The 24,273-nt window shown below is 54.9% G+C and carries 21 protein-coding genes and 1 pseudogene; 10 read left to right on the plus strand and 12 right to left on the minus strand.

Annotated elements, in window-relative coordinates:
* Positions 1-105: 105 nt before the first annotated feature.
* The 3 genes from FLT43_RS08745 (at position 106) to FLT43_RS08755 (ending at position 1,362) form a co-directional block, all read left to right on the plus strand.
* Positions 106-432, plus strand: coding sequence for a YtrH family sporulation protein (locus FLT43_RS08745; protein WP_087445244.1), 327 nt, complete (start codon positions 106-108; stop codon positions 430-432).
* Positions 433-469: 37 nt separating this feature from the next.
* Positions 470-967 carry a sporulation membrane protein YtrI gene (locus FLT43_RS08750; protein ID WP_087445243.1) on the plus strand — a complete coding sequence of 166 codons (498 nt, stop codon included), beginning with the start codon at positions 470-472 and terminating at the stop codon, positions 965-967.
* A gap of 83 nt (positions 968-1,050) precedes the next feature.
* Positions 1,051-1,362, plus strand: a complete 312-nt coding sequence (locus tag FLT43_RS08755) for a YtpI family protein (RefSeq protein WP_087445242.1) — start codon at positions 1,051-1,053, stop codon at positions 1,360-1,362.
* Between the two features lie 90 nt (positions 1,363-1,452).
* On the opposite strand, the gene FLT43_RS08760 is transcribed toward FLT43_RS08755, so the two are convergent.
* The 8 genes and pseudogenes from FLT43_RS08760 to deoB all read right to left on the minus strand — a co-directional run bounded on the left by FLT43_RS08760 (position 1,453) and on the right by deoB (position 13,117).
* Positions 1,453-2,787, minus strand: a complete 1,335-nt coding sequence (locus FLT43_RS08760; RefSeq protein WP_087445241.1) for a DRTGG domain-containing protein — start codon at positions 2,785-2,787, stop codon at positions 1,453-1,455.
* Positions 2,788-3,383: 596 nt separating this feature from the next.
* Positions 3,384-3,925: pseudogene (locus tag FLT43_RS08765) on the minus strand (aminoglycoside 6-adenylyltransferase); the annotation flags it as partial.
* A 263-nt stretch (positions 3,926-4,188) separates the two neighbouring features.
* On the minus strand, positions 4,189-6,864 hold the full coding sequence (locus tag FLT43_RS08770; RefSeq protein ID WP_087445240.1) for a YhgE/Pip domain-containing protein: 2,676 nt from the start codon (positions 6,862-6,864) through the stop codon (positions 4,189-4,191).
* Positions 6,865-7,209: 345 nt separating this feature from the next.
* Entirely contained in the window at positions 7,210-8,163 is a 954-nt protein-coding gene (locus FLT43_RS08775) for an ABC transporter permease (protein ID WP_087445239.1), read from the minus strand.
* A 3-nt stretch (positions 8,164-8,166) separates the two neighbouring features.
* Positions 8,167-9,243 carry an ABC transporter permease gene (locus FLT43_RS08780; protein ID WP_087445238.1) on the minus strand — a complete coding sequence of 359 codons (1,077 nt, stop codon included), beginning with the start codon at positions 9,241-9,243 and terminating at the stop codon, positions 8,167-8,169.
* Positions 9,230-10,771: an ABC transporter ATP-binding protein gene (locus FLT43_RS08785; protein ID WP_087445237.1), complete on the minus strand. Its 1,542-nt coding sequence runs from the start codon at positions 10,769-10,771 to the stop codon at positions 9,230-9,232. The genes FLT43_RS08780 and FLT43_RS08785 overlap by 14 nt, the downstream gene beginning before the upstream one ends.
* A 65-nt stretch (positions 10,772-10,836) precedes the next feature.
* Positions 10,837-11,871, minus strand: a complete 1,035-nt coding sequence (locus FLT43_RS08790) for a BMP family lipoprotein (protein WP_087445236.1) — start codon at positions 11,869-11,871, stop codon at positions 10,837-10,839.
* 64 nt (positions 11,872-11,935) lie between these two features.
* On the minus strand, positions 11,936-13,117 hold the full coding sequence (deoB, locus tag FLT43_RS08795) for a phosphopentomutase (RefSeq protein WP_087445235.1): 1,182 nt from the start codon (positions 13,115-13,117) through the stop codon (positions 11,936-11,938).
* A 160-nt stretch (positions 13,118-13,277) separates the two neighbouring features.
* On the opposite strand from deoB, the gene FLT43_RS08800 reads away from it, so the two are divergent.
* Together FLT43_RS08800 and deoD are read left to right on the plus strand one after the other, a co-directional pair.
* Positions 13,278-14,009, plus strand: a complete 732-nt coding sequence (locus FLT43_RS08800) for a Crp/Fnr family transcriptional regulator (RefSeq protein ID WP_087445234.1) — start codon at positions 13,278-13,280, stop codon at positions 14,007-14,009.
* Positions 14,010-14,288: 279 nt separating this feature from the next.
* Entirely contained in the window at positions 14,289-14,999 is a 711-nt protein-coding gene (deoD, locus tag FLT43_RS08805) for a purine-nucleoside phosphorylase (protein ID WP_087445232.1), read from the plus strand.
* Between the two features lie 73 nt (positions 15,000-15,072).
* Here the strand turns inward: deoD and FLT43_RS08810 are convergent, their stop codons facing one another.
* The 3 genes from FLT43_RS08810 to FLT43_RS08820 form a co-directional block, all read right to left on the minus strand.
* Entirely contained in the window at positions 15,073-15,378 is a 306-nt protein-coding gene (locus tag FLT43_RS08810) for a hypothetical protein (RefSeq protein WP_244194410.1), read from the minus strand.
* Positions 15,379-15,566: 188 nt separating this feature from the next.
* The gene (locus FLT43_RS08815; protein WP_087445231.1) at positions 15,567-15,902 is read right to left on the minus strand and encodes a YlbF/YmcA family competence regulator; all 336 of its coding nucleotides are present in this window, start codon (positions 15,900-15,902) and stop codon (positions 15,567-15,569) included.
* Between the two features lie 69 nt (positions 15,903-15,971).
* The gene (locus FLT43_RS08820; RefSeq protein ID WP_164776394.1) at positions 15,972-17,147 is read right to left on the minus strand and encodes a DUF445 family protein; all 1,176 of its coding nucleotides are present in this window, start codon (positions 17,145-17,147) and stop codon (positions 15,972-15,974) included.
* Positions 17,148-17,300: 153 nt separating this feature from the next.
* Here FLT43_RS08820 and FLT43_RS08825 point away from each other — a divergent pair, with 153 nt between their 5' ends.
* Genes FLT43_RS08825 through FLT43_RS08845 form a run of 5 tightly spaced genes read left to right on the plus strand, consistent with a single transcriptional unit; the run spans position 17,301 to position 23,498 of the window.
* On the plus strand, positions 17,301-18,662 hold the full coding sequence (locus FLT43_RS08825; protein WP_087445230.1) for a YheC/YheD family endospore coat-associated protein: 1,362 nt from the start codon (positions 17,301-17,303) through the stop codon (positions 18,660-18,662).
* 14 nt (positions 18,663-18,676) lie between these two features.
* On the plus strand, positions 18,677-19,834 hold the full coding sequence (locus FLT43_RS08830; RefSeq protein WP_087445229.1) for a YheC/YheD family endospore coat-associated protein: 1,158 nt from the start codon (positions 18,677-18,679) through the stop codon (positions 19,832-19,834).
* Positions 19,831-21,207 (plus strand): YheC/YheD family endospore coat-associated protein, encoded by a 1,377-nt coding sequence (locus FLT43_RS08835; protein WP_087445228.1) that lies wholly within the window; start codon positions 19,831-19,833, stop codon positions 21,205-21,207. Before FLT43_RS08830 ends, FLT43_RS08835 begins: the two co-directional genes overlap by 4 nt.
* Positions 21,204-22,313 (plus strand): YheC/YheD family endospore coat-associated protein, encoded by a 1,110-nt coding sequence (locus FLT43_RS08840; RefSeq protein ID WP_087445227.1) that lies wholly within the window; start codon positions 21,204-21,206, stop codon positions 22,311-22,313. The genes FLT43_RS08835 and FLT43_RS08840 overlap by 4 nt, the downstream gene beginning before the upstream one ends.
* Before the next feature lie 21 nt (positions 22,314-22,334).
* The gene (locus tag FLT43_RS08845; RefSeq protein WP_087445226.1) at positions 22,335-23,498 is read left to right on the plus strand and encodes a YheC/YheD family endospore coat-associated protein; all 1,164 of its coding nucleotides are present in this window, start codon (positions 22,335-22,337) and stop codon (positions 23,496-23,498) included.
* Positions 23,499-23,570: 72 nt separating this feature from the next.
* On the opposite strand, the gene FLT43_RS08850 is transcribed toward FLT43_RS08845, so the two are convergent.
* Positions 23,571-24,266 carry an HAD family hydrolase gene (locus FLT43_RS08850; protein WP_087445225.1) on the minus strand — a complete coding sequence of 232 codons (696 nt, stop codon included), beginning with the start codon at positions 24,264-24,266 and terminating at the stop codon, positions 23,571-23,573.
* Between the last annotated feature and the right edge of the window lie 7 nt (positions 24,267-24,273).

Genomic DNA, 24,273 nt, shown 5'->3' on the forward strand with positions numbered 1-24,273 from the left:
TATCTTGTATTGTATCATATTTTTTCACGGAAATTCTATATATGTATAAAGGACATCTTGTCCGCCAGGAGGCACCCGCGGGAGCAGGAAAGGAGAAGCCATTCAATGGGTACGTTTCTGTCCAAAGCGCTTATCGATTTTTTTATCGCCTTCGGCGTTGTGCTGGGCGGATCAATACTAGCCGGCATCGGAGCCGTCGTCGCGCTGCAATCGCCGGTCGATACGATGCAGCATATTTCCGAGCAATTGAAAATATGGGCCGTCGTCGCCGCCGTCGGCGGAACGATCGACCCGATACGTGTCATTGAAAGCAACTTCCTGGACGGGAACCTCTCCCCGGTCTTCAAGCAGCTGCTCTACATCGTCGTCTCCTTCATCGGCGCCCATATGGGAACCGAGCTGATTCAATGGATATGCCGAAGCCGAATCTAGCCGCAGAAGGGTGCCGTCAGCGAGAGGAGGCGGGCCTATGCGGCTGAAGGCAGTACCTAGATGGCTGGGCGACATCGCGCTCGTCCTGGTCGGAGCCGTCATTGGCGCGGCGGTATACCACGCCATGCACCTGCACCAATACAACGAGCTGATGATGATGAATATTGATCTGCAGGACAGGCTGGCCCACTATAAGGCGGAGGCGGAGGATCTGCTTCGCTACAAGAATCGGCGGACGATTATCAAGAGCATCGAGGTTCATATTTATGAGCCCGCTACGGGCACGGCTCTTCCCCAGGCCCATGAGACCGAGATTCGGCGCCGCCTGCTCAAGGATTTATCCGGCTTGAAGGGCAGGGACGTCTTCCAGATTGACGAACATTCGAAGCTGGTCGAGGGTCTCTTGGCCAACAAGATATATCCCGATGTGCAAGAAAAGGACTACACCGTGCTGCTGCGCACGATGCTTGTCACCGAGGGCGTCCTTCACGTGTGGGTCGATGTCAAACTTTATATTCCGGCGAAGGTGTCCTAAATATTGGGATGAGGCGGATTCTGTGATACACTAGGGACAGCCATAACCTATGAAAAGCAAGTGAGAAGGAGAGTTTCTTCCTGATGGAATGGATTCAATGGACGCTATTCCTGTTATTGTGCATCACATCCGTGCTGTCCGTCTTTTTCAGCATCCGCTCCCGGCGGCAGACGGACACCGTGCTCCGCGGCCTGTTCACCGCCCGAATGAACATCTGCATGGGACTAATGCTGCTCTGCCTGGCCGGCATTCAGGCGATCGTGTATTCCGCCTCGACGATGCGCATCATTGTCGGTGCCGCCGTTATGCTGATCGGACTGTTCAATCTGCTGGCCGGAGTGCGCAACCATATGCACTTCCAGCGGATTCTTGACGGGGTCGGCTCCTTGAAATAAGCCGTCATACATGCGTGCGTCTCGCATCAGCGCGCGACAATAGCCTCTGCCCGAGATGGGCAGAGGCTATTCGCCGTTGAAAGGCGGGAATCAGTCGTGGTCGATCGACTGCATCGTCATCATCGCTTTGGCCACCAGCACCTCTCCATGCCGAATCTCGACCTCCAGCTTGCAGAACTTCCGGCTCATTTCGATCAATTGAGGCTTCAGGGTGACGACATCTTCAATCTGGAGCGGACGGACGAAATACGTGGTGATATTGTCCATCACATGATCGTAGCTCCGCATCTCCTTGACCGCCCGCAACGCGGCTTGCGTCATCAGCGTCGTCAGTATGCCCTCCGACACCGCGCCGAAGCCGTTGACCATCTGGGGCGTAATTCCCCCACGGAACATCGGATTGCCTTCCTCGTCCCGCTGTTCCTCAAACCCGTTCCATATCAAATCAACGAACGTCTCTCCCAATTGCGTCTCCTGCCGCGCGTCGCGCAGCGCGCTCAGCACCTCGCGGCGCGTCACGACGGCAATCAGCTTCCGGCTCCGATCGACGACAGGCAGCAGCTCCACGCCTTCCCACACCATCGTATGGGCCGCCGTCGCCAGCGTCGTCTGCAGCGTGGCCGTCAGCGGGCTGCGCGTGTACAGCCTCTCGATGGTCTGCTGCGAATCCGCCCCAAGCATATCCTTGTACGTCATCATTCCGATAACGCGGTTCCATTCGTCCACGACCGGGAAGCGGCTGTGCCCCGTCTCTTCCCGCATCCGCTCGAAATCCTGCACCGTGCTCGAAGGACGCAGCACATACATTTTCGACTTCAACGTGACGATATCCTCGATGATCATGATCTTCTTCTTGATTAACCGGTCGAACAGCGCACGGTTAATGATCGAGGCAACGGTGAACGTGTCATATTTCGACGAAAAAATCGGCAGATTCAGCGCATCGGCCAGCAGCTTGACCTCGCGGCTGGTGCCGAATCCCCCGGTGATAAGAACGCCCGCGCCGTGTTGCAAGGCAAGCCGGTGGGCATCTTCCCGGTTGCCGACGATAAGCAGGCTGCCGGCATCGATATAACGCTCCATCGCATCGAGCTTCATCGCCCCGATGACATATTTGTTCAGCGTCTTCTCAAGACCTTTGGCGCCGCCCAGAACATGTCCGCCCAATATGTCGACCACTTCACCGAAGGTCAGGTTGTCCGACATATTACGCGGCTTTTTCTCGACGCGGACCGTCCCTATCCGCTCCTTCGTAATGACGATGCCGATGCTCTCCGCCTCCTTGACGGCGCGGTAAGCGGTCCCCTCGCTCACCGCCATCTCCTTCGCCAGCTTGCGCACCGATATTTTCGTTCCCGGCTTCAAGCCCTCAATATGATGCAGCAACGTCTCATACTTCGTAACCGTTCCATCATTCCCTTCCATCTGTTACACCCCCGAACTCCGAACTGTTGTACTCTGTATCTATGATAGCACATCTTGAAAGAACGATGCAAAAAAAACGTTCCCGGCACTTGTATCCTGTAGCATTCAAAGGAATACGCCCTTCATCAAATTGCTCCTCATACGGAGGACTATGAAGTGGCGCCTCATATTCAGGCGGAATTCGATTATAACAGCAGATTCCTTCCCGACTCCTTGGACGGATGATAGAGCCATTGAAAAAAATGACGGTTCATCGCCAATTAACCCCCTTCTCTTTTTGTTTGCTCTCCCATCGGGTCAGGTACCAGGCATACTGAGCGGTGGAGAACCCAAGCGAGTAACTACCCCTCCAGCCACCTTACGCACACTCTCCCATTCAGTCAGGCCCCATTCCTGTCTTACGCACACTCTCCCGTTCACTCAGGCCCCATTCCTGTCTTACGTTCACTCTCCCGTTCAGTCAGGAGAATAGTCAATTCCATTCGTATATTCCATCCTTTCAACAGATCAAATCGCATTATCTTCGTTGAGAGCGCTGGATGACTCATCGCGTTCTTTCTCTGAGTCGTTGGGATATGGCGGTCATTTTATCTCGTTCACCTCCATGAATTTCGAATATGTACAGTATACTTCGTGATGACTTCATCATAATCCGGATACCGGTACCCGAAACGGCCAGCCACCGCCTTGGAGTATGTGCGGAATAACGCATAGCAAGTAAATAATGACTGCCACATTTGTTCATAACCATTCTGCGAATAGGTCGGGAGCAGCGCGTCCCAATCTTCATTCGGAAGGTAGCGATCAATAAATTTATAGTTCTTCCCTACGCTGAAGGTATAGCCTTGCTCTGAGCCAATCTGCCAAGCCATCATTCTCAACAAATTCGGCCGCGCAGTCTCGTGGAAATGGTCGACGGCAAACAGGGGTTCTTTTCTCGCTAATCCTTTTACGACGTAGGTTGCCGCCATCCAGAACTCATTGCAGCAATCATCGAATTCTCTTGCAGAAAATGAATGATATAGGAAAACCAATTCCCTAACTCGGATGGAAAAAGCTCCATATCCTCGGGTTTTTGCATCATAAGCCGATTCCCGAAAATGATGAGCCATTGATCGTTTTCCTTGAACGAATCGATCAATGCAGTCGTCCTCCGTTCTAACCTTTATCTGGGTAAAAAGAAAAAAGAACGTTCATTCTGGCCGCATCCCTTGGACGAAGGCTGATATTTGTTGTTTTTTATCGTAAAAATTCATCAAAATCACGAGCTTGTTTTTCTTATTCGAAATAACGAAAAAAGACGCCGGAACGAAATGTTCCTAGCGTCTTTCTTCTTGCCGGCACCCATATTAACCTTTTTCACTATTTTTCTCTCTATCGGTACGGGCTGCGGCCGTATCGTCAGCCAGTCACCGCGGTTCCGTCCGTCGACGGCTCCGTCTTCGCCAGCTTCCGGTGGCTGAGAATGAAATAGATCCAGCTGCCGAGAAGCGACAGGACGAGGAAGATGGACAGCTTCCCGAGATTCAACCAGACGTATTGGATGTCGCCCAGCGACACGACGCCGCGGAAGGCCCGGATCGTGTAAGTCATCGGGAACCAAGGGTGCAGCATCTGGAAAAATTTCGGCGTTAATTCAATCGGGAAGGTGCCTGCCGTCGAGGACAGCTGGAACACGAGCAGCAAAATGATAATGAAGCGCCCAACGTTCCCGAATGAGGTAATGAAAAATTGGATCATGGCAAAGAACGTTAAGCTGGTAACGAGACAGACGACGAAGAACATCGGCACGTTCGTCACCGGCAAATGAATCACATGGAGGACAACCAATCCGGCAATGGCAACCTGCAGAACGCTCTCCACCGTCATGAATCCGTATTTGCTCGTCATCCAGGCCGTGCCGGAGGGCGGGCGGTTGTAGGTTTCCCGCAGCGGGTAGACCATCGAGAACATCAATGCCCCGACGAAAAATCCAAGCGACAGGAAATACGGAGCCATGCCTACGCCGTAGGTCGTGACATCATGATTCGCGACTTTATCGCTGCCAACCGGGGACGTTATCATTTCATACGTCTTATCGGTCGGGTTCTGCTGCGCTTTATCCGCGCCTTCCTGCAGCTTCTGGCGAAGCTCCGCGCCCCCGGATAACAGCTGCTCCTGACCGTCCAGCAGTTGCTCAAAGCCGCCGTTGATTGCATCCTTCGCTTGATCGACCTGATTCAGCATATCGCTCATCTTGACGAAGATCATGTCCTGCACCTTTTTGGCGGCTTCCTTCAGCTTCATCTCCGCCATGTCGTGCAGCATATCGCGCGCCATCGGTTCCAGACTGTTCACCTTGTCGTCGGCCGCCTGGTGAATCTTGGTTAGAATCTCCGGCGTCATCCGATCAAGCTCGTCATTCGCTTTCCGATGGAGGCCCGCGACAACCTTAGGCTCGTACTCGATCCATTTGGAATCGACCGTATCATGCAGCTTGTCGGTCAGCTGTTTCGATTTTTCCTGATAAATATCTTCGGCAACGAGATGCGCTTTGGCCAGCAGCTTCGGCGCCAGCTCATTCGCTTTGGACATCGCTACCTGCTGGGCGAGCGAACGCACCTGCGGATAGACCTGATCGAATTTCTGGTCTGCTGTCTGATGCAGCTTGGAGAGCAGCGCGGGCTTCAACTTGTCGAGCTCCTTGTTGACCATGTTGTTCAAATCCTGCTTCACCTTATCGCGCAGCTGCTCCAGATTGGCCTGAATCAGATTTTCCTCGACCTGGGATCGAACCTGTTCCAGCTGCTTCTTCACTGCTTCCCACTGCTGCTGGAGCTCTGGGGGCAGCTTCTCGCCGATTGGCTTCAGCTTCTCTTCCAATTGATCGAGGTTCGCCTGAATGTTACCCAACTGCTCCTTCCCGCGCTTGATGGCATCGTCGAAGATCTGATCCACTTTCTCATCAATGTAACGGTTCAGCGTTGAACGGATGGAGCTGTCGACATTGTCGTACTCCTTGTCAATAATGCTGTGCATCTTCACCCGGGCTGCCGGCTCCATGTCGGCAATCGACTTGTCGACCTCCTGACTGATTTTGCCTAACACCTGATCCATGTTGTTATGATACGCAGCGTCGATTTCCTGATGCAGCTTCTTGCGAATCTCGTCTCCATAGGCGGAGGATTGCTTATCGATTTGCTCATGAAGCTTCTCCTTCGACAATGGCGAGTACTCATTGACCATGTCGTCGATCCGCGTATGGACGGTATCATATACAACCTTGGTGTACTTCTCAGCTTCTGTATCGATGTCTTGATGGACCTTCTTCATCAGCTCAGGCTTCTTCGTATCCATCGTTTTGTCTAGTTCATCATGAATCAACCGATCGAGCTTCTTCTCGTTCTCGGCCAGCATCTTCTCGACCATCGTCTCCGCTTCTGCCGTTTTCGAGTCGACCTGCGCATTCAATTCGTCCCGGAACATCTCAATTCCGGCGCCTAACTGGCTGAGACCGTCTTCGATTTTACCGGCCCCTTCGCTGGCGGCGCCCAATCCTTCGGCGACAGTATCAATTGCACTGAACATCTGCTCGACATAGGTCTCCGTCACCTTTTGCGACAGCTCCGACTTGATGCTCTGCACGACCTTGTCGGAGATTTGACCGGACAAGAAGTTATAGCTGCTATTCTCCTTATAGATCAGATTCATCGGCTTCGGATTGGGGTCGAGAATCGTGGTCGCGTTGTGCGACATCTCTTCCGGCACGATAATGAGCAAATAATACTTGTTCTCGCTTAATCCGCGCTCGCCCTCCTTGCGTGACACGAAATGGAAGTCCACCGCATCATTGCTGTGCAGCTTCTCAATCAGTTCGCGCCCGATCGCAATCTCCTTGCCTTCATACGTCACCGGCCGGTCCTCATTAACGACTGCGACAGGCATGTTTTTGACGTTGCTGTACGGATCCCAGTTCGCCACCAAGTAGACGCCGCTGTACAGCAGCGGGATAACCAGGAGACCGAGTACCGGAATCAGGACATCCTTCGACCGGATGACCCCCATTAATTCCGACCAAAAAAAACGAAGACTCTTCATGCTGTCACCTCCTCACTGACCGAATGACCATTTTGTTAAAGTAGTTCTGACACCGCAGATGTTTGATATTATACCTCCCGCTTTTTCAGAATTCAAACAGATTATTTTTGGTAATTACCCTTAAAATGGTTCAAAATTGGATTAAAATTGATATAAAAACTGCGATTTTCTCTTATTTAAAAAAATTCGCTCGTGGTCAGTCCGCTGAAGGAAAGAATGGAGCGCGCACCGGCGCTTCAAGCTATGAAAAATGTATGCGAAGTGAATTCAGAACATGAAAAAACCTCCCTCTTCCTCGACGGGAAGAGGGAGGCATAGGCCAGCCCATGTCGCTTGCTGTTGATATTACCGCTTGCCCGGCTCATATGGCGCGCCAAGCGCAGACGGCGAATTGCTCTTGCCGGCCGTGAAGATCAGTACGAGGAGCGTTAGCACATACGGCAGCATATAAAATACTTCCGTAGGTACCGCATTGGCGAAGGAGTACAGCTGAACCTGATCTCGCAGCGCCTGCGCGAAGCCGAAGAACAAGGCCGCGCACGTCGCACCGATCGGATTCCAGCGGCCGAAGATAACCGCCGCCAGCGCGATATACCCCTGACCGGAGATCGTGTTGGACGCGAAGCTGCTGTTCGCTGTCAGCGCAATCGTCGCTCCGCCCAGGGCGGCAATCGATCCGCCGACCATGACGGACCAGCCGCGCAGCCGGTTGACCTTCACCCCGGCCGTATCCGCCGCTCCCGGGTGCTCGCCGACCGCCCGCAGACGCAGGCCGAGCGGCGTCTTGAACATCACGTAATAGACGATGATGACGAACAGGAGCGCGATATACGTCGTCGGATACGACTGGAAGAACGCTCTGCCCACGAACGGAATATCACTCAGCCAAGGAATGTGAATCCGGTGGAACACATTGCTGAGGACCGGCGTCTCGGCCGCCCCGTTGAAGATGAGCTTCACCAGGAAGAAGGTGGAGCTGGCGGCGAGCATATTGACCACGATACCGCTAATGACCTGGTTCGCCTTGAAGCGGACCGAGGCAATGACATGAATGCCTGAGAAGATGACCGTAAAGATAAGCGCGGCCAGACAACCCAGCCATGGGGAAGCCGCACCCAGTCCCGCCTGTTCGGCGTAATAAGCCACAACCGCGGAGGAAAACGCGCCTGACACCATGAAGCCTTCCAATCCGAGGTTGATAACCCCCGAACGCTCCGCAATGAGTCCGCCGAGCGCGGCGAAGACGAGTGCTGTTGCAAATACGAGAGTCCCGTTGATTAAAGATCCGAGTAATTCCATCTGTTATCCCTCCCGCTTCGCCTTTTTGGAACGTGAAAACCGTGATAACAACCAGCGAATCATGCCTGGAGCCGCGGCGAAGAAGATGATGATGCTGATGACCATCTTGATGACCTCGCCAGGAACGTCCGCTCCAAAGCTCATGCCCTGCGCTCCGTACATTAACGCTCCGAACAGCGCGGCCGCCAGCAGGACACCCAGCGCGCCGTTCATGCCAAGCAACGCGACGGCGATGCCGTCAAAGCCGATACCGGAAGTAACGGAGGAGATGGCCATATATTTGAAAACGCCCAGCACTTCCAGTGTTCCGATCATGCCGCCCAGCATCCCAGAGAGGAAGAACGTCCGGGTAATGACTTTGGACACGCTCATGCCGGCATATTCCGCCGCATGTCTGTTATTCCCTACGGCGCGGGTCTCATACCCCCACTTCGTCCGGTTCATGTACAGGTGGTATCCGATAATGGCAACGATGACGATAAAGAATCCCCAATGGACGCGGGCCCCGCTCATCACATCGCTGAGCCAGCCGATCTGGATGCTGGCCGATTCCTGGATGTTCTGCGAACGGGAGGTTCCCGATTCCGCCATGAATGCCTTGATGACCATATGGCTGATATAGAGCGCGGTCCAGTTCAGCATGATGCAGGAGATAACCTCGTTAATGCCCCGCTTCGTCTTGAGCAGACCGACAAGCGCGCCCCACAGACCGCCCAGAATCGTGCCGGCAATAATGGCGACGATGCCGTGCAGAATCGGCGGGAGCGATATCATATTGCCCACGATGAGCGCACCGAGCGAGCCCATCACAATCTGGCCGTCCACCCCGATGTTGAACATACCCGCACGGAACGCAAGCGCTACGGCCAATCCGGCGAAGATAAGCGGCACGATCGCCCGCAGCGTCTCCCCCATGTCATAGGCGGAGCCGAATATTTTCTCCACCAGCGACTGATATGCAAGCAGCGGATTATAGCCTCCGACAAGCATAACGAGAGCTCCGATAAGAATACCGAGGATGATGGCCACGAGAGAGATGATAACCGATTCTTTGGCGAGCATCGATTTAAGTTTGTTCATGACGTTCCCCCCCTTGATGCTTGCCGGCCATCATGAGACCCAGCTCCTGGTCTGTCGTTGTCTCCGGCGTCGTCTCTCCGACAATGCGCCCGTCGAACATGACGAGGATGCGGTCGGCCACATTCAATATCTCTTCCAGCTCGAACGACACGAGCAGGACCGCCTTGCCTGAGTCACGCTGGGCGATTAATTGCTTATGCACGAATTCAATCGCTCCCACGTCCAGCCCCCGTGTCGGCTGGGCTGCGACGAGCAGCTTCGGATCTTTGTCGATCTCGCGCGCGATAATGATCTTCTGCTGGTTCCCGCCGGACATCGCCCGCACCAGCGTATGGATGCTTGGCGTCCGAATATCAAAATGCTCGACATATCGTTCCGCCACCTGTTCAATCGCCTGCTGATCCATCAAGCCTTTGCGGCTGAACTTCGGGCTGTCATATGATTTGAGCACGGCATTCTCGCTGACGTCGAAGTCGAGCACCAGCCCATGCTTATGCCGATCCTGAGGGATATAAGAGATCCCCTTGTCCGAAGCGGCACGCGGAGACGCGTCCGTCACATCCTGGCCTGCCAGCCGGATATGCCCGCCCGCGGTCCGGCGCATGCCGGTTATCGCCTCAATCAGCTCATTCTGACCGTTGCCGTCCACGCCCGCGATACCGACAATCTCTCCGGCGCGCACCTGGAAGCTAACGTTGTCTACGGCATGCTGCCCGTGCTCGTCCTTCACGATCAGGTTGTCAACCTGAAGCATCACATCCTGCGGTGAAGCCGGCGCCTTGTCTGTCTTGAATTCGACATGCTTGCCAACCATCTTCTCGGCCAGCATCTCCGGATCCGTCTCGGACACCTTCACGGTATCAATGACTTTGCCGCGGCGGATAATCGTGCAGCGGTCCGCAACCTCCATAATTTCCTTCAGCTTGTGCGTAATGAGCAGAATCGACTTGCCTTCGGCCGCCAGCCGCTTCATAATGTGCAGCAGCTCATCGATCTCCTGCGGCGTCAGCACCGCGGTCGGCTCGTCGAAAATAATAATCTCGGCTCCGCGGTACAGCGTTTTCATAATTTCGACCCGCTGCTGCATGCCGACGGAAATCGATTCGATGACCGCCTCCGGCTTCACATTCAGCCCATACTGCTCGGACAGCTGGCGTATTTTAAGGGCAGCGCCCTTCAAATCCATCTTTATGCCTCGCGTCGGCTCCATGCCGAGCACGATATTTTCCGTAACCGTAAAAGGGTGAACAAGCTTGAAATGCTGATGCACCATACCGATGCCGCATTCAATCGCCTTGTTCGGGCCGTCCATCACAATCGGCCGGCCGTTCAGTTCAATACTGCCTTCATCAGGCTGATACAATCCAAATACGATATTCATCAATGTCGATTTGCCGGCGCCGTTTTCGCCGAGAAGCGCATGAATTTCGCCTTTTTTCAACTGCAGGCTGATTTGATCGTTTGCTATAATGCCGGGAAAGCGCTTTGTAATTCCTTTCAGCTCTAGTATGATATCTCCCTTGTGCATATGGCGTTCCCCTCCGTAACACATCTCCCCGCCGGTCTAGCGGGCGGGGAGACGGTATGGTGAAATTAAGTCGTCGGCACTTCAATCTCGCCGTTTACAATTTTTGCACGGTATTCTTCGACTTTGTCCAATACATCCTTAGGCACGTTTTTGTCGGAAGTCGGCGCAATATCGACGCCTTTTTCCTTCAGGCCCATAGAAGTGACTTGGCCGCCAGGGAAGTTGCCGTCCGCCAACGCCTTGGAAATCGTATATACCGCTTCGTCGACCTTCTTAATCATCGAGGTCAGCGTCACATCGTCGCCGAACTCAAGCGATTGGTCCTTGTCTACGCCGATAACCCAGACGCGGTCGCCGCGCTTCACGCGCTCTTTTGCTTCATTGAATACCCCGTTGCCTGTCAAGCCGGAAGCGTGGAAAATAATATCGACTCCGTCGTCATACAACGTGGAAGCAGCCGATTTCCCCATATCGACGCGGGTGAATTGCCCCGTGTAAATCGCCTTGAAGGAAGCATCCGGATTAACCGCCTTGACGCCTTCGCGGAAGCCGGCTTCGAAGCGCTTGATAACTGGAATTTCCATGCCGCCGACGAATCCGATTTTGTTCGACTTCGTCATCGAGCCGGCGATTACGCCGACCAGGAATGCGCCTTCGTTTTCTTTGAAGGAGACGGAAGCGACGTTCGGCACGATGATTTCCGAATCGACGATACCCAGCTTCGCGTCTGGATTCTCGTTGGCAATCTTCGTTACCGCATCATCCAGCGTATAAGCCGTGGCCCAGGTCAAGTCGTAGCCGCCCTTGACGAACTGGTTCAAGCTCGGATTGACTTCGCCGTCATTTTTCGGCTCCAAATATTTGACTTCATAGCCGAAGTCGTCGCGCAGCTTCTGCAGGCCTTCCCAAGCGCTCTGGTTGAACGATTTGTCGTTCACGCTTCCCATATCGGTAACCATCCCGACCTTGAGCTTCTTCCCGCCGTCTTCAGCGCCTTCGGCGCCGCCAGCGTTCGTGCCCCCGGATTTGTTGCCGCAGCCGGCCAGAGCGAAGGTGAACAATAGCATCGCTGATAATACCAACAACATCGATTTCTTCATTGACGAGTTCCCCCTTGAGATTAATCAATCCTTCTTCGTCTTGCATCTATCTAAAGCGAGCACGTCAGCGGGCCGTCAACAGCGATAAAAAGCTGGTCCCGTGACCTGTTCCCGTGACGCCGAAGTTGTCTGCCAGCGTAGCGGCCAAGTCGGCAAAGGTCGAGCGTACTCCGATGGAAGCGGTCTTGCCTGCAAACGTCGGATTGTAGATCAGAATCGGCACATACTCGCGAGTATGATCCGTTCCTGCATGAATCGGGTCGTTGCCGTGATCGGCCGTAATGATGAGCAGGTCTTTCTCGCCGACCCGTTCCATCATCTCCGGCAGCGCCCGGTCGAACTCCTCCAGGCAGCGGGCGTAGCCCTCCGGATCGCGGCGGTGTCCGTACAGGGAATCGAAATCAACCAGGTTAGTAAAGATCAACCCTTTCCCCGCATCTCCTAAGCGCTCAATCGTCGTCTCCATGCCGTGTGAATTGCTCTTGGTAGGATAGGAGTGATTGATTCCGCTTCCGGAGAAGATATCGTTAATTTTCCCCACGGATACCACATCATACCCGCCCTCGGAGATAGAATTCAGAACCGTCTTCGCTGGCGGAGCAAGCGCGTAATCATGGCGATTGGCGGTCCGCTTGAAATTGCCCGGCTCGCCGACGTACGGCCGCGCGATAACGCGTCCGACGGCATATGGCGCAGTCAGCGTCATCTCCCTCGCGATCTCGCATGCCGCATATAGTTCTTCCAGCGGAATGATTTCTTCATGCGCCGCTATCTGGAAGACACTATCCGCAGACGTGTACACGATCCAGGCGCCGGTGCGCATCTGCTCTTCCCCGTACTCATTCAGCACATCCGTGCCGGAAGCAGGGCGGTTGCAGAGCACCTTGCGTCCCGTCTTCTCCTCGAAAGCCTTGATGAGCGGCTCGGGAAATCCTTCCGGATAGACCTCGAATGGAATGTCGACATGCAGGCCCATCAGCTCCCAATGGCCGGTCATTGTATCTTTGCCGACGGAAGTCTCGGCCATTTTGCCATAGAAGGCCAGTGGAGATTCGGCTGGAGGAATATGCGGCAGGTCCGCGATATTGCCCAGACCGAGCGCCTGCAGATTCGGAAGCTGAATTGTCGGTACGCGCTCCGCAATATGGCCGAGCGTGTGAGAGCCCGCGTCGCCGAAGCGTTCCGCATCCGGAAGCTCTCCGATTCCTACGCTATCCATGACGACGACACATACTCGTTCAAACATGTTTACCACTCCTCTTCTCTTATCCAAGTTGTCTAATCGGACACCCGCGCCGGCACTTGGCTTATCCGGCGAATGTCATGTAATATAATAGATGTATAAATGTAATTATGGTTTTTCGACAGGCAATATATCCATATTCCTGCCGATGAAAGGAGAATCCATGCTCAGCAGTTTACAGCACGTTTTTCTGTTACAAGACTTATCGCAGGAGGATTGCGACAATATCCTTCCCCTGCTGAAAACACGTACTTACAAAAAGAACCAGGTGCTCATCCATGAAGATGATGATAGCTCCGATATATATATTTTGCGGGAGGGACTAGTAAAAGTATATCGTCTTTATCACGACAAGGAAATTATTTTGAACTTCCAGTTCCCTGGCGATATCATCGGCGAGATGGAGACCATTGCCACTTACCCTCGCCGCGTTGCTACCGTAGAAACGATGGAGACCTCCCATTTCTGGATCATGAACCGCTCCGATTTCATCAAGATCATGGACAGACACCCGGCGGTACTGAAGAGAGCCTATAACCGGCTGCTCGATCATTTGAGCAATATGAACAACAAAGTCCGCTACCTGTCTTATCTGGACGTGCGGCTGAAGCTGGCGAACCTGCTCCTGGATCTGTATTACAACCTGGGCAAGCCCGCTGAATCCGCTTACAAGATCGATTGTAAAGTAACGCATCACCTCTTGGCCAACATGATTGGCGTGACCCGGGAATCGATCTCGAAGGTCATGCGCGAGCTGCAGGACGAAGGTGTGCTGATGATGAATCAGAAATACATTTACATTACCGATTTGGAGAAGCTGCAATCGATGTGCGATGACATGGATGATTCGCCCGCTTACCGGAAATGGCGTTCGCAAGATATCTCCCAACCGTAAAAATTCATGGTGCCGAAAATGCGCCATGCATGCATTGAACTGATGGCGGCTGCCGACATTAAGGTCGGGGCCGTTTGTCATATCTTGATTATAATTGGCGAAGAAGGCGCATTCAGTTACCAACCCGTCAATAATTTGGTGAAATTGTTCACAGAATATAAGGGCGGCCATCACGGTTTTTCAATCCGTGTTCATGGTATCGTATAAAGACAAGTAACCGTTTTCATATTATATAACGGTTCTAAATTTATTTTGTGAAGGACAATGGAGGGATTCAGCATGAGTATTCATTTGGAAGCACAAGTTGGAGACATTGCACCCGTCGCCTTGATGCCTGGCGATCCGCTTCGCGCGAAGTACATCGCAGAAACGTTCCTTGAGAACGCCGTTTGCTACAACCAGGTTCGCGGCATGCTCGGATACACAGGAACCTATAAAGGACATAAAGTATCGATTCAAGGCTCCGGCATGGGGATTCCTTCCTTCTCCATATATGCGACGGAACTGATCAAAGATTATGGCTGCAAAACCATCATCCGCATCGGAACATGCGGCGCGATTCAAGAAGACGTGAAGCTGCGCGACGTGCTGCTGGCGCAAGCGGTATGCACCGACTCTTCCATCAACAAGCACTACTTCCCGGATGCCGAATTCGCCCCGATTGCGACATTCGATCTGCTTCGCAGCGCCTATGAGATCGGCCAGGAAAAAGGGCTTCAACTCCGGGTAGGGAACATCTTCTCCTCGGATCATTTCTATGCCGACACTGTAGAGATGCAGACGAAGATGGGCAAATACGGGGTTCTCGCCGTAGAAATGGAGACGGCGGCGCTTTATATTTTAGCGGCCAAATACGGCATTGACGCCTTGGCGATGTTCACCGTCAGCGATCATATTCTGACCGGGGAGCAGACGACGGCCCAAGAGCGGCAGACGACGTTCAACGACATGATCGAAGTCGCGTTGGAGACGGCGATCCGCGGTAAATAAGACAACCGGACAGACAGGAAAAAGGGGCAGCCCGCGGTCAATGCCAAGACCGGGCTGCCCCTTTGCTCCATGCTCACTTCATCCGCACGATTTTGCGGCTTAGCCGCTCCTCCCAACGCCGCATCTTCTCCTGCTTGATACGCTGGAGGTCCCGCTCGGTCTCTTCATCCACGCGCAGGAGGCGGTGCAGATGGGCGGCAATGATAAGCAGCGCGAAGGCGCACCAGACGATGCCGAACCAGACGGCCGGCGTCCAGCCGCCCTGGAAAGACAGTGTCGGCAGTACGATGACAAGCATGACAAGGGCAGCCCCTATCGACAGGACATGCTTCCATACACTACGCTTCGAAGAACGGAAATAAGACATTCGGTTCATCATGGGCAATCGCTCTCCTTCATTAGCAACGAAGACAGCCGGCGGCGCCATCGTTCTATAATCCTATAGCTTGGCTATAGTAGAGCGTATGCGGCATCCATAGATAACATGCCAGATTCGTTCACGCCGCAGCAATTGCAGAACCGGTCTGCCGAGTCTGCCGCCCCGGACTCGCGCTCAATGTGGCCATATCAGGCATACAGATGGCCGAGCGCATCCGATACGATCTTGTTCACATCCTGAATAACGACCGCCAGCCGCTGTTCGGCTTCGAACAGCTCCGCGATCTCCGAATTCATGCTGATCACTTCATACAGCTTCTCCATTTTGTCCAGCTCCGACTGCTCCGGCATCTCGCCAGTCATCATCTTCTGCTGCATCTCCATCTGGCGCAGGCGGAAATCATCCAGCATCCGCTTGCTGTCCGCATCGGCCTCAATCGCCTTCATCGCCGTCTCGACGGCCTTCGCCTCGTCCGATTGCTGCAAGGCACGGGCCAATTCATGGGCTTGATCATGTACACTCATCCATTCTCATCCTTTCCGTTCTTCCTCGTTAGTCAGCATACCATACGGGAGCGGCCGCTGTCGCGGGCGCTACGAACCGATAGCCAGCAGAATCAGAGACTGAATCAAGCCGATAAGCCCCCCAAGCAGCGCCCCGAGCCACGTGATAGCACGGAACTCCTTCCCAGAGACGCTCAAAATAATCGTCTCCAGCCGCTCGATCGGGAACTGCTCCACCTGAGAACGGACGACTTCCTGCAGGCGGGCGGCACGCACCACCTTGTCCAGATTGCGGTCCAACAGCGCGATCGCGGAATCGACGAGCCGCGGCACGTACGGCTGCCAAGCCTCCTTACTCTCCTCCAGCCAGCGGCTCGGGCGCGCGTCTCCCCACCGTTCCAAGCGGCGGCTCCACTGCAACCATGACTTCGCCAGCCCGATAATCTGGCCGGCAGGCTCGGACTCGTCGCCGGACCAGGCGCGCAGCAGCTCGGCCGGCGGCTGGCTCAGCCACTCCTCCAGCTTCCGCTCCAGCATGAGGGTCACAGTCTCATGGACCTTGTCGGAACGAAGCTGCTCCGCCAGCAGAGGCGTAATCCGCGTGACCAGCTTGTCTTCATCGACGAAGATGGCAGCCATCACGCCCATGAAGCCCTTCGACCGGTCGACGAACTCCTTCGCCATCCTCAGCAGCATGCGCTGCCCGCTAGACGACAGCAGCTCCCGCTCAATCGACAGCAGGATGGCGGAAGCGGCCTTGCCTGCCAGCCGGTTCAGGCTCTCCTCCTGCCCTTCCGGCAGGAATTCGGACAGCGGACGCTCGTTCCAGCCGCTGCCCGCCAAGCCGCGCCGGATTCCCGACTCGGTCAGCTTGTCGAGCCGCTCACCCCATGTCGCGCACAACTCGGGCCAGCTGTGGCCGGGGAAAGCGAGCGCGGCCCATTCGCGCAGTGTGCGATCATCCGCCAGCAGCCGGTCGAGAAAGCCCGCCAAGCCAGCCGCCGCCCGGTCCTGCACCTCCGGCTGGCGCAGCATCGCCCGCAGCCCGTCGCTGGTCACCAAATATTCAGATACGACATCCCCTAACGAGGCCGCAATATCTAACTTCCGCTTCGGAATGAGGCCTGGCGTGAACGGCACCCTTCGTCCGAACAGATGAATCGGCTGCCGCGGGTGGAACAGCATCTTTATTGCAAAATGATTCGTAATGCCGCCGACAAACGCGGCCACAATGACGCTAAATAGAATAAACAACCAATTGGGCACGTCCGCCCCTCCTTTCATGGTGCAGCTCAATCACCAAGGGAAATATGTCCTCATATGATGAATTACGTATGCGGTTCACCTGCAGTAGTATCGACTCCAGCCCGGTGCATACCGTGATCCATCATGCAAGTCGTCGTTGGAAGGAGAACCAACATGTTGAAATCAAAAGTGAGGCTCCACGTTGTGAGCGCCGGCATCTTGCGGGAAGACACAATCATGTTGGGCGACAGCTATGTCAAGCAATGGAAGATTCCCGTAAACCATCCGATTACGCTCCGCTTCGGTTCCTTCAGACAGAGTGTGACCGTATCCTCCGTTCCCAAATCTGACGGGCTCCGGATCAATCACGCGCTTGCCCGCAATATGGGCCTGTCTAACGGTGGTACCGTGCGGCTAACGTATACCCAGCAGACGTTGAGAATCGGTCCGCTCATCGGCGTCCTGATCAGCCGGGATTATCCTGATGTTCCGGATCGGCCGTTCGGCACGATTACCGCCTTCTGCCGGGAGATGGTCGATGCCTGCCAATCTCAAGGAGCCGTTGCCTGCTTCTTCACGCCAGAACATGTGAAGGACTCTCAACGGATACAGGCATGGGTTTTTACAAAAGGAACTTGGCAGCTCACCAGCATGCCAATCCCGGATGTCGTGAACAATCGCTTAACTACACGATCTCTGGAGAACAAACCTAGCGTACAGCATTTCATGAAAGAAGTAAAATCACGTTACCAGTCACATGTTTTCAATGAAAAGTTTCTGGATAAGACCGAGGTGTTCGACGCGTTGAAGGCCAGTGCGGAGTTGACACGCTACTTGCCGGAATCGCATCTGCTGCGCAGCTACTCTACGCTCAAGACGATGAGCGGGCGATATCAGACCCTCTTCCTGAAGCCGGCCAGGGGAAGCCTCGGCAAAGGCATCATCTGTATTAACCGCACCTCGGATAACAGCTTTCAAGCCCTCTATTCCAATATTAGCGGCACCAAGCGCCAGAACTTCAACAGCTTAACCAAGCTGTTCTCTTCCCTGTCCGGGAAGCTGAAGACGAACCGTTACCAGATCCAGCAAGGCTTGAACTTGATCGATTATGCCAAGCGCCCGATCGATTTCCGCGCGCTCGTTCAGAAGAACATTCATGGCCGCTGGAGCATCACGTCCATCGTCGCCCGAACCGCGAGCACGCAGCATTTCGTGTCGAATGTGGCGCGCGGCGGAACGCTCAGCACCGTGAAGGAAGCGGTCAGCCGCTCGAATCTGCCGACCGGCGCGAAGAGCGATATCGTGGGCAAGCTCCAGCGGGCCGCGCTCGATATCGCACGCGGCATCGACACGCATATTCCCGCTCACTTCGGTGAATTGGGGATTGACCTGGCTATCGATACGTCAGGCAAAGTATGGCTGCTTGAAGTCAACTCCAAGCCTTCCAAAAATGACAATACTCCGTTGAACGTCAACCGAGTCCGTCCCTCCGTCCGCAAAACGGTGGAATACGCCCGGTATTTGTCCGGATTTTAAGGAGGCGACAGGGAATGAAGAAGAATAGAACCGATCAGCAGCCTGTCATCGGCGTTCTGCAGACCGAATCGCCCGGAACGCCTCCCTTCACCGAGCCTGAATATTGCCGCCGGCTGTGTCAGGCCGGACGCAAACACGGCGTTCGAGTTATCGTATTTTCGCCTGAATGGGCCGACCTTGCTTCCGGCACGGTGAACGGTTATGTCTACGGCGACCAGCGATGGGAGCCTTGCACTACCGCGTTGCCTTCCCTTGTGTACAACCGATGCATATTCTCCGGCGGAAGCGCCAGCGCCAGAACTTCAACCGCCCTCGCCAAGCTGCTGCGGAGCAGACGCACTGCCCAGTTGGGGGTTGGATTGCGGGGCAAATGGGACATCTACCGCTCCTTATCCACGGAGTCTGGCCTGAGCGCGATTCTGCCGCCCACTCATCTCTACAAGGGCAAGCGCAGCCTCGCTGCTGCGCTGTCCCGCTACGGCGGAAGCCTGTTCCTGAAGCCTCATGCCGGCTCCAAGGGGAAGTCTGCCCTCCGGATACAGTATCGCCGGACGGCACAGCAAAGAGATGGAAGCCATGCCCCCTTACTCCATATAACAGGACGCGATCAACGCAACCGCCCGCTAACGAAGCAATTTGAATGCACCAAGGATGGATACGACTGGATTGCCGCCTTTATCGGCAGACGAACCTTTGTCATGCAGCCTTGCTTGTCCTTGCTGACGCAAGCAGGCGAGCCATTCGACATTCGTGTGCTGATGCAAAAGAATGACCGGGGCCGTTGGACGATGACCGGCACGGCCGCACGCATCGGCACCCCTGACAGCATTACTTCCAATCTCCATGGAGGCGGGCGGGCCGTGTCTGTCCTTCCATTTTTGAAGCGCGAATATGACCCGGAGCGTGCCGAGCGGCTCATGGAGCAGCTGCATGCTTATAGCGAGCGCATTCCCCCTCTACTTGAAGCACGACACGGGCGTCTGATGGAGGTCGGTCTGGATTACGGCATTGATCGGGAAGCCCGCATGTGGCTGCTGGAGGTCAATTCGAAGCCGGGCAGGACGGTCTTCCGTCAGACAGGCGAGCGGGAAGCCGCTGTGAAATCCGTGGAAAATCCCATCTTGTATGCGCGCTATGTATTGGGTCGACATCTTAGGAGGGTAAGTCCATGAGTTTGACGGTATGCAACGTCCACTTAACACCTAAATCCGAGAAAACAGTGTATCTCTCCAGCACCTTAATGAAGCAATTGAAGCTAACCGGCAAAAAATCAGTACGGCTTCGATTGGGCAAGGCGACAATCCCCGCTACGCTGAAGCCGGTGAAGCGTCCAGGCAACCATGTCATCATACCGGCCGGCCTTCGTTCCTTCGTCCGGGTGCCGAAATCCGGTATGGTCTATCTTCGCAACGATCAGGAAGGCGATTTGCAATTGGGGCCGCTGATCGGCATCTTATCGGATTCCTCGCTGCACACGCATTCGCATCCATTCGGCAGCCGAACCTCGTTCATTAAGCAAATTTTGCGCGTCGGGAATAAGAAAGCCTACGTCTTTGCCTTCACTCCGCGCGACATCAATTGGCATAACGAGACCGTCAACGCCTACTTCCTATCGGAATCCGGCAGTTGGATCCGGCGCACCGTGCCGCTGCCGGATGTCGTATATAACCGGCTGCCGAGCCGGAGGGCAGAGACGACGACCCCGATCCAGATGCTGCGGGAGCGGTTCGTTCGCCGGAACATCCCTTTTTTCAACTGGAGCTTCTTCAAAAAATCCGATATCTACGAGCTGCTGGAAAACGATCTGGAGGCTAATCTCCACGTGCCGGAATCGGTCATGAATCCGACGCAAGATACGATTCGCGACATGCTGGCCCGCCATCAGTTCGTCTACTACAAGCCGACCTCGGGAAGCCTAGGTATCGGCATCTACCGGCTGACCTACCTGCCGAGAAAAGGCTATTTCGCACGTTACACGGTCAATGGCAAAAACACGCTGCTCCGCTTCAAGCAATTCTCCAGCCTCATGCGCATGCTGCAAGGAAGGCACGGCCGTTCGCTGCGTAACTATGTTGTGCAGCAGGGAGTTCGGCTCGTCGAGATCGATGGCTGTCCGATCGACTTCCGCTTCCATATGCACAAGAACGGAGAGAATGACTGGACCGTTGTCGGAATCGGGGCCAAGAAAGCCGGCAAAGGCAGCGTTACCACTCACGTGAAGAATGGCGGTCAACTGATGACGCCGGAGCAGGCTCTCCAGCGGATGTTCGGCCACAGAGCCGACGAAGTGCTTGCCAATATGAAAAGGGTAGCCGTCGAACTGGCGATGGCCATTGAACGGAACTATCCTCATTTGCTCGGCGAGCTCGGCTTCGATCTCGGCATTGACCGGGATGAGCATGTATGGATGTTCGAGGCCAATGCCAAGCCAGGGCGCTCGATATTCAAGCATCCATCCTTGCGCACTGAAGGTCAATCATCCATTGAACATATCCTGGATCATTGTTTGTTCCTTAGCAAATTCCGCAGGAGGGATCCGATGTGAGTGGCATAGAGCAAGATCAGCTGCCGATCGTCGCCATTCTGACGATCGAGGATGCCAAGGAAAAATTCCGCGGCAATCGCGATAACTTCCTGGACATCTTGCGTGCGGGCAAGGATCTCGGATTTACCGTATATATCGTGACCGTGAGGGATCTGAAGCTCGATGCCAAGCGAATCGCGGGCTATGATTACAACGAGGATAAGCAAGCCTGGCAGCAGGATTGGTTCCCCCCTCCCCGCATCGTCTATAACCGCATCCCGCTGCGGGAGGATGAGAATCTGCCTGCCGTCCGCAACAAGATCGAGGAGATTCTGGGCCATTCCAGCATTCGCCTGTATAATCCTTACTTTTTCAACAAATGGCAATTGTTCGAATGGCTGAAAAAATCGAGGGCCACCCGGCCCTTCATCCCCGCGACGCGGCGGCTGCGCACCTCTGTCGCGCTGGCCAAAATGTTGAACAAACATCCCTATCTGTTCCTGAAGCCGGAGACGGGCAAGGCGGGCATGGGCATTATGACGCTGCGCGTCAATCATACGAAAGCGATGAAGTTCCGGCTGAAGACTCAGGACAAGAGAAGGAGCGCCCTGTTCAAATGCGCCACGATCTCGAAGCTGTGGACCCGGATACGCAAGCAGGCCGGGACCCATGATTATATCGTCCAGCAAGGCATTCCGCTGGCTACGGTGAACCGGCGGCCGTTTGATTTGCGGGTGCTCGTGCAGAAGAACAGCAAAGGCCAATGGGATATTACCGGTGTCGGCGCCCGTGTCGCCGGCTCTTCAAGCATTACGACCCATGTCCCCCGCGGCGGAAGCATCGAGGATCCCGAGAAGCTGCTGAGCGCAAATTTCGGTGCCGAACAAGCGCGGAGAACGATGGCCCGGACTAAAAACGCGGCCATCATCATCGCCCGGCAGATCGAACGCGGCTCCGGACATATGCTGGGCGAGATGTCGATGGATTTGGGCGTGGATACGAACGGCAGCATCTGGTTCTTCGAAGCCAATGCGAAGCCGATGAAATTCGATGAGCCTCACATTCGGAGGCGCTCACTGGAACGAATATTCCAGTATTCGACTTATTTATCCCGAACCGGCGGATAACGTCAAAGAAGGTGAAGACGCTTGGATGAACCCGTTCTTGGCATCTTGACGCTCTATATGAATGAACACAAACAATTGGAAGAACGGCATATTTATCAGAAGATGACTGTGGCCGGCAAGAAGCTGGGGTTGACCGTCTTCGTATTCACCCCGGAGGATGTCGATGACCATCAGAAGCGAATCAACGGCATGTGGTACCATCCGAAGAGCGGGCGCTGGATGCGTAAATGGACCCGCTTCCCGACCATGATCTTCGACCGGTGCCGCATTCAGAAAAGCTACCGGTTCGAGCAGTTGAAGCGGTTCCGCAGCAAATACCCGAAGCTCCTGTATCTGAATCGTCCGCTCCGCAATAAATGGACGATCCACCAAGTGCTCTCCACAGTCCCGTCCTTGAAAAAGTATCTTCCCGACACAAGGCTGTATTCGGGGATTCAGGATGTGCAGCGCATGCTGAAGGAGCGGCCGCTGCTCTACCTGAAGCCGATTAACGGCACCGGAGGGCGCGGCATTCTTCGCATCCAGCGCCTCCGTTCGGCGGACGGCGTGGTCTATGTCGAGGGAAGAGATCATCGTCGGCAGGTCATCCGGCCGCTGAAAATGACCTTCTCTCAGTTGGCCGCCAGGCTAGCCTCCTGGAAGGCGAACGACCGCTATCTCATCCAGCAGGGCATCGCGCTCAAGCTGCCGAGCGGCCGCGTGCATGATTACCGGATGCTCGTTCAGAAGAACGGCTCTGGCGTCTGGTCGGTTACGGGCTGCGCCGGGCGCGTCGGACCGCTCAACAGCATCACATCCAATCTCCATGGCGGAGGCCAGGCCGTGCGAATGGAGTGGTTGCTGACGCAGTGGATAGGAGACAAGGGCCGCATCCAGGACATCCGCAAGGAGGCCGAAGTCCTCAGTCTCGCGGTAGCCGAATTCCTTGAGAAGAGATATGATGCTCTCTGCGAACTGGCGCTCGATCTCGCGATCGACCAGAAAGGACGCATCTGGCTGCTGGAGGTCAATCCGAAGCCGGCGCGAGAAGTGTTCCACCGCATCGGCGACAAGGAGACGTACCGCAACTCGATTGTGCGCCCGCTGGAATATGCATCCTGGCTGTACCGGAAAAAGGCGGGTATGAAACTGCCGGATTCCGACAAATCGCCGCTCCCGACAACCGACAACAAATCGGAAGGATAAGAATGACGGTTGAATTCAGAATCGTCCATCATATACGACAGGCGCAGCTCTCCGAGTCTGCGCCTGTCGCGGTTAAGATGCTGTCGTACGGTATAAGTCCAACAGCTCGTCGAATTGACGGATGATGACGTCCGAGCCCTGAAGCTCCTGTTCCTGGCCGAAGCCGGCATACTGGCAGCCGATGACGGCAAGTCCGTTCTCCTTCCCCGCTTCCACGTCAGAGGAGCGATCACCGACCATCCAGGCCGAATCGATGCCGTGCTCCGACTTCAGGATCCGCACCAGTTCCACCTTAGTCTCGGTGCCTCTTCCCCCCGCACTGTACAAGCCGGTGAACAGCTCGTCCATGCCGAAGGTCTTCACGATTGCCTGTATATATTCCTCCAGCCCGTTGCTTGCGACGAATAGCTTCACGCCTTCGCGCTGCAGCTCGGCCAGGGTCTCCTTCACCTGCGGATACAGCTCCGAGATTCCTTCGTTCAATCCGGACAGCTCGTATTGCAGCAGAAGCTCGTCCGCGCGGCGGTGCGCCTCCGGGCTGCCTTCCGGCATGACCCGCTTCCAGATGTCCGCCAGCAGCATACCAAGCGAACCGATTATCAAATCTTCCGGGGGCGTCGGCCCCTCGTGAAGCTTCTCGCTCCGCAATGTATCGAATACCCGATGATACGCTGTCATCAATAGCGACTCCGTGCGGAACAGCGTCCCGTCCATATCGAAGATCATCGCTTCCGGGCGCGGAAGCCGGTCTGCGCGCAATGTGGCCATACTCACA

This window comes from Paenibacillus thiaminolyticus, assembly GCF_007066085.1.
Taxonomy (GTDB): Bacteria; Bacillota; Bacilli; order Paenibacillales; family Paenibacillaceae; genus Paenibacillus_B; species Paenibacillus_B thiaminolyticus.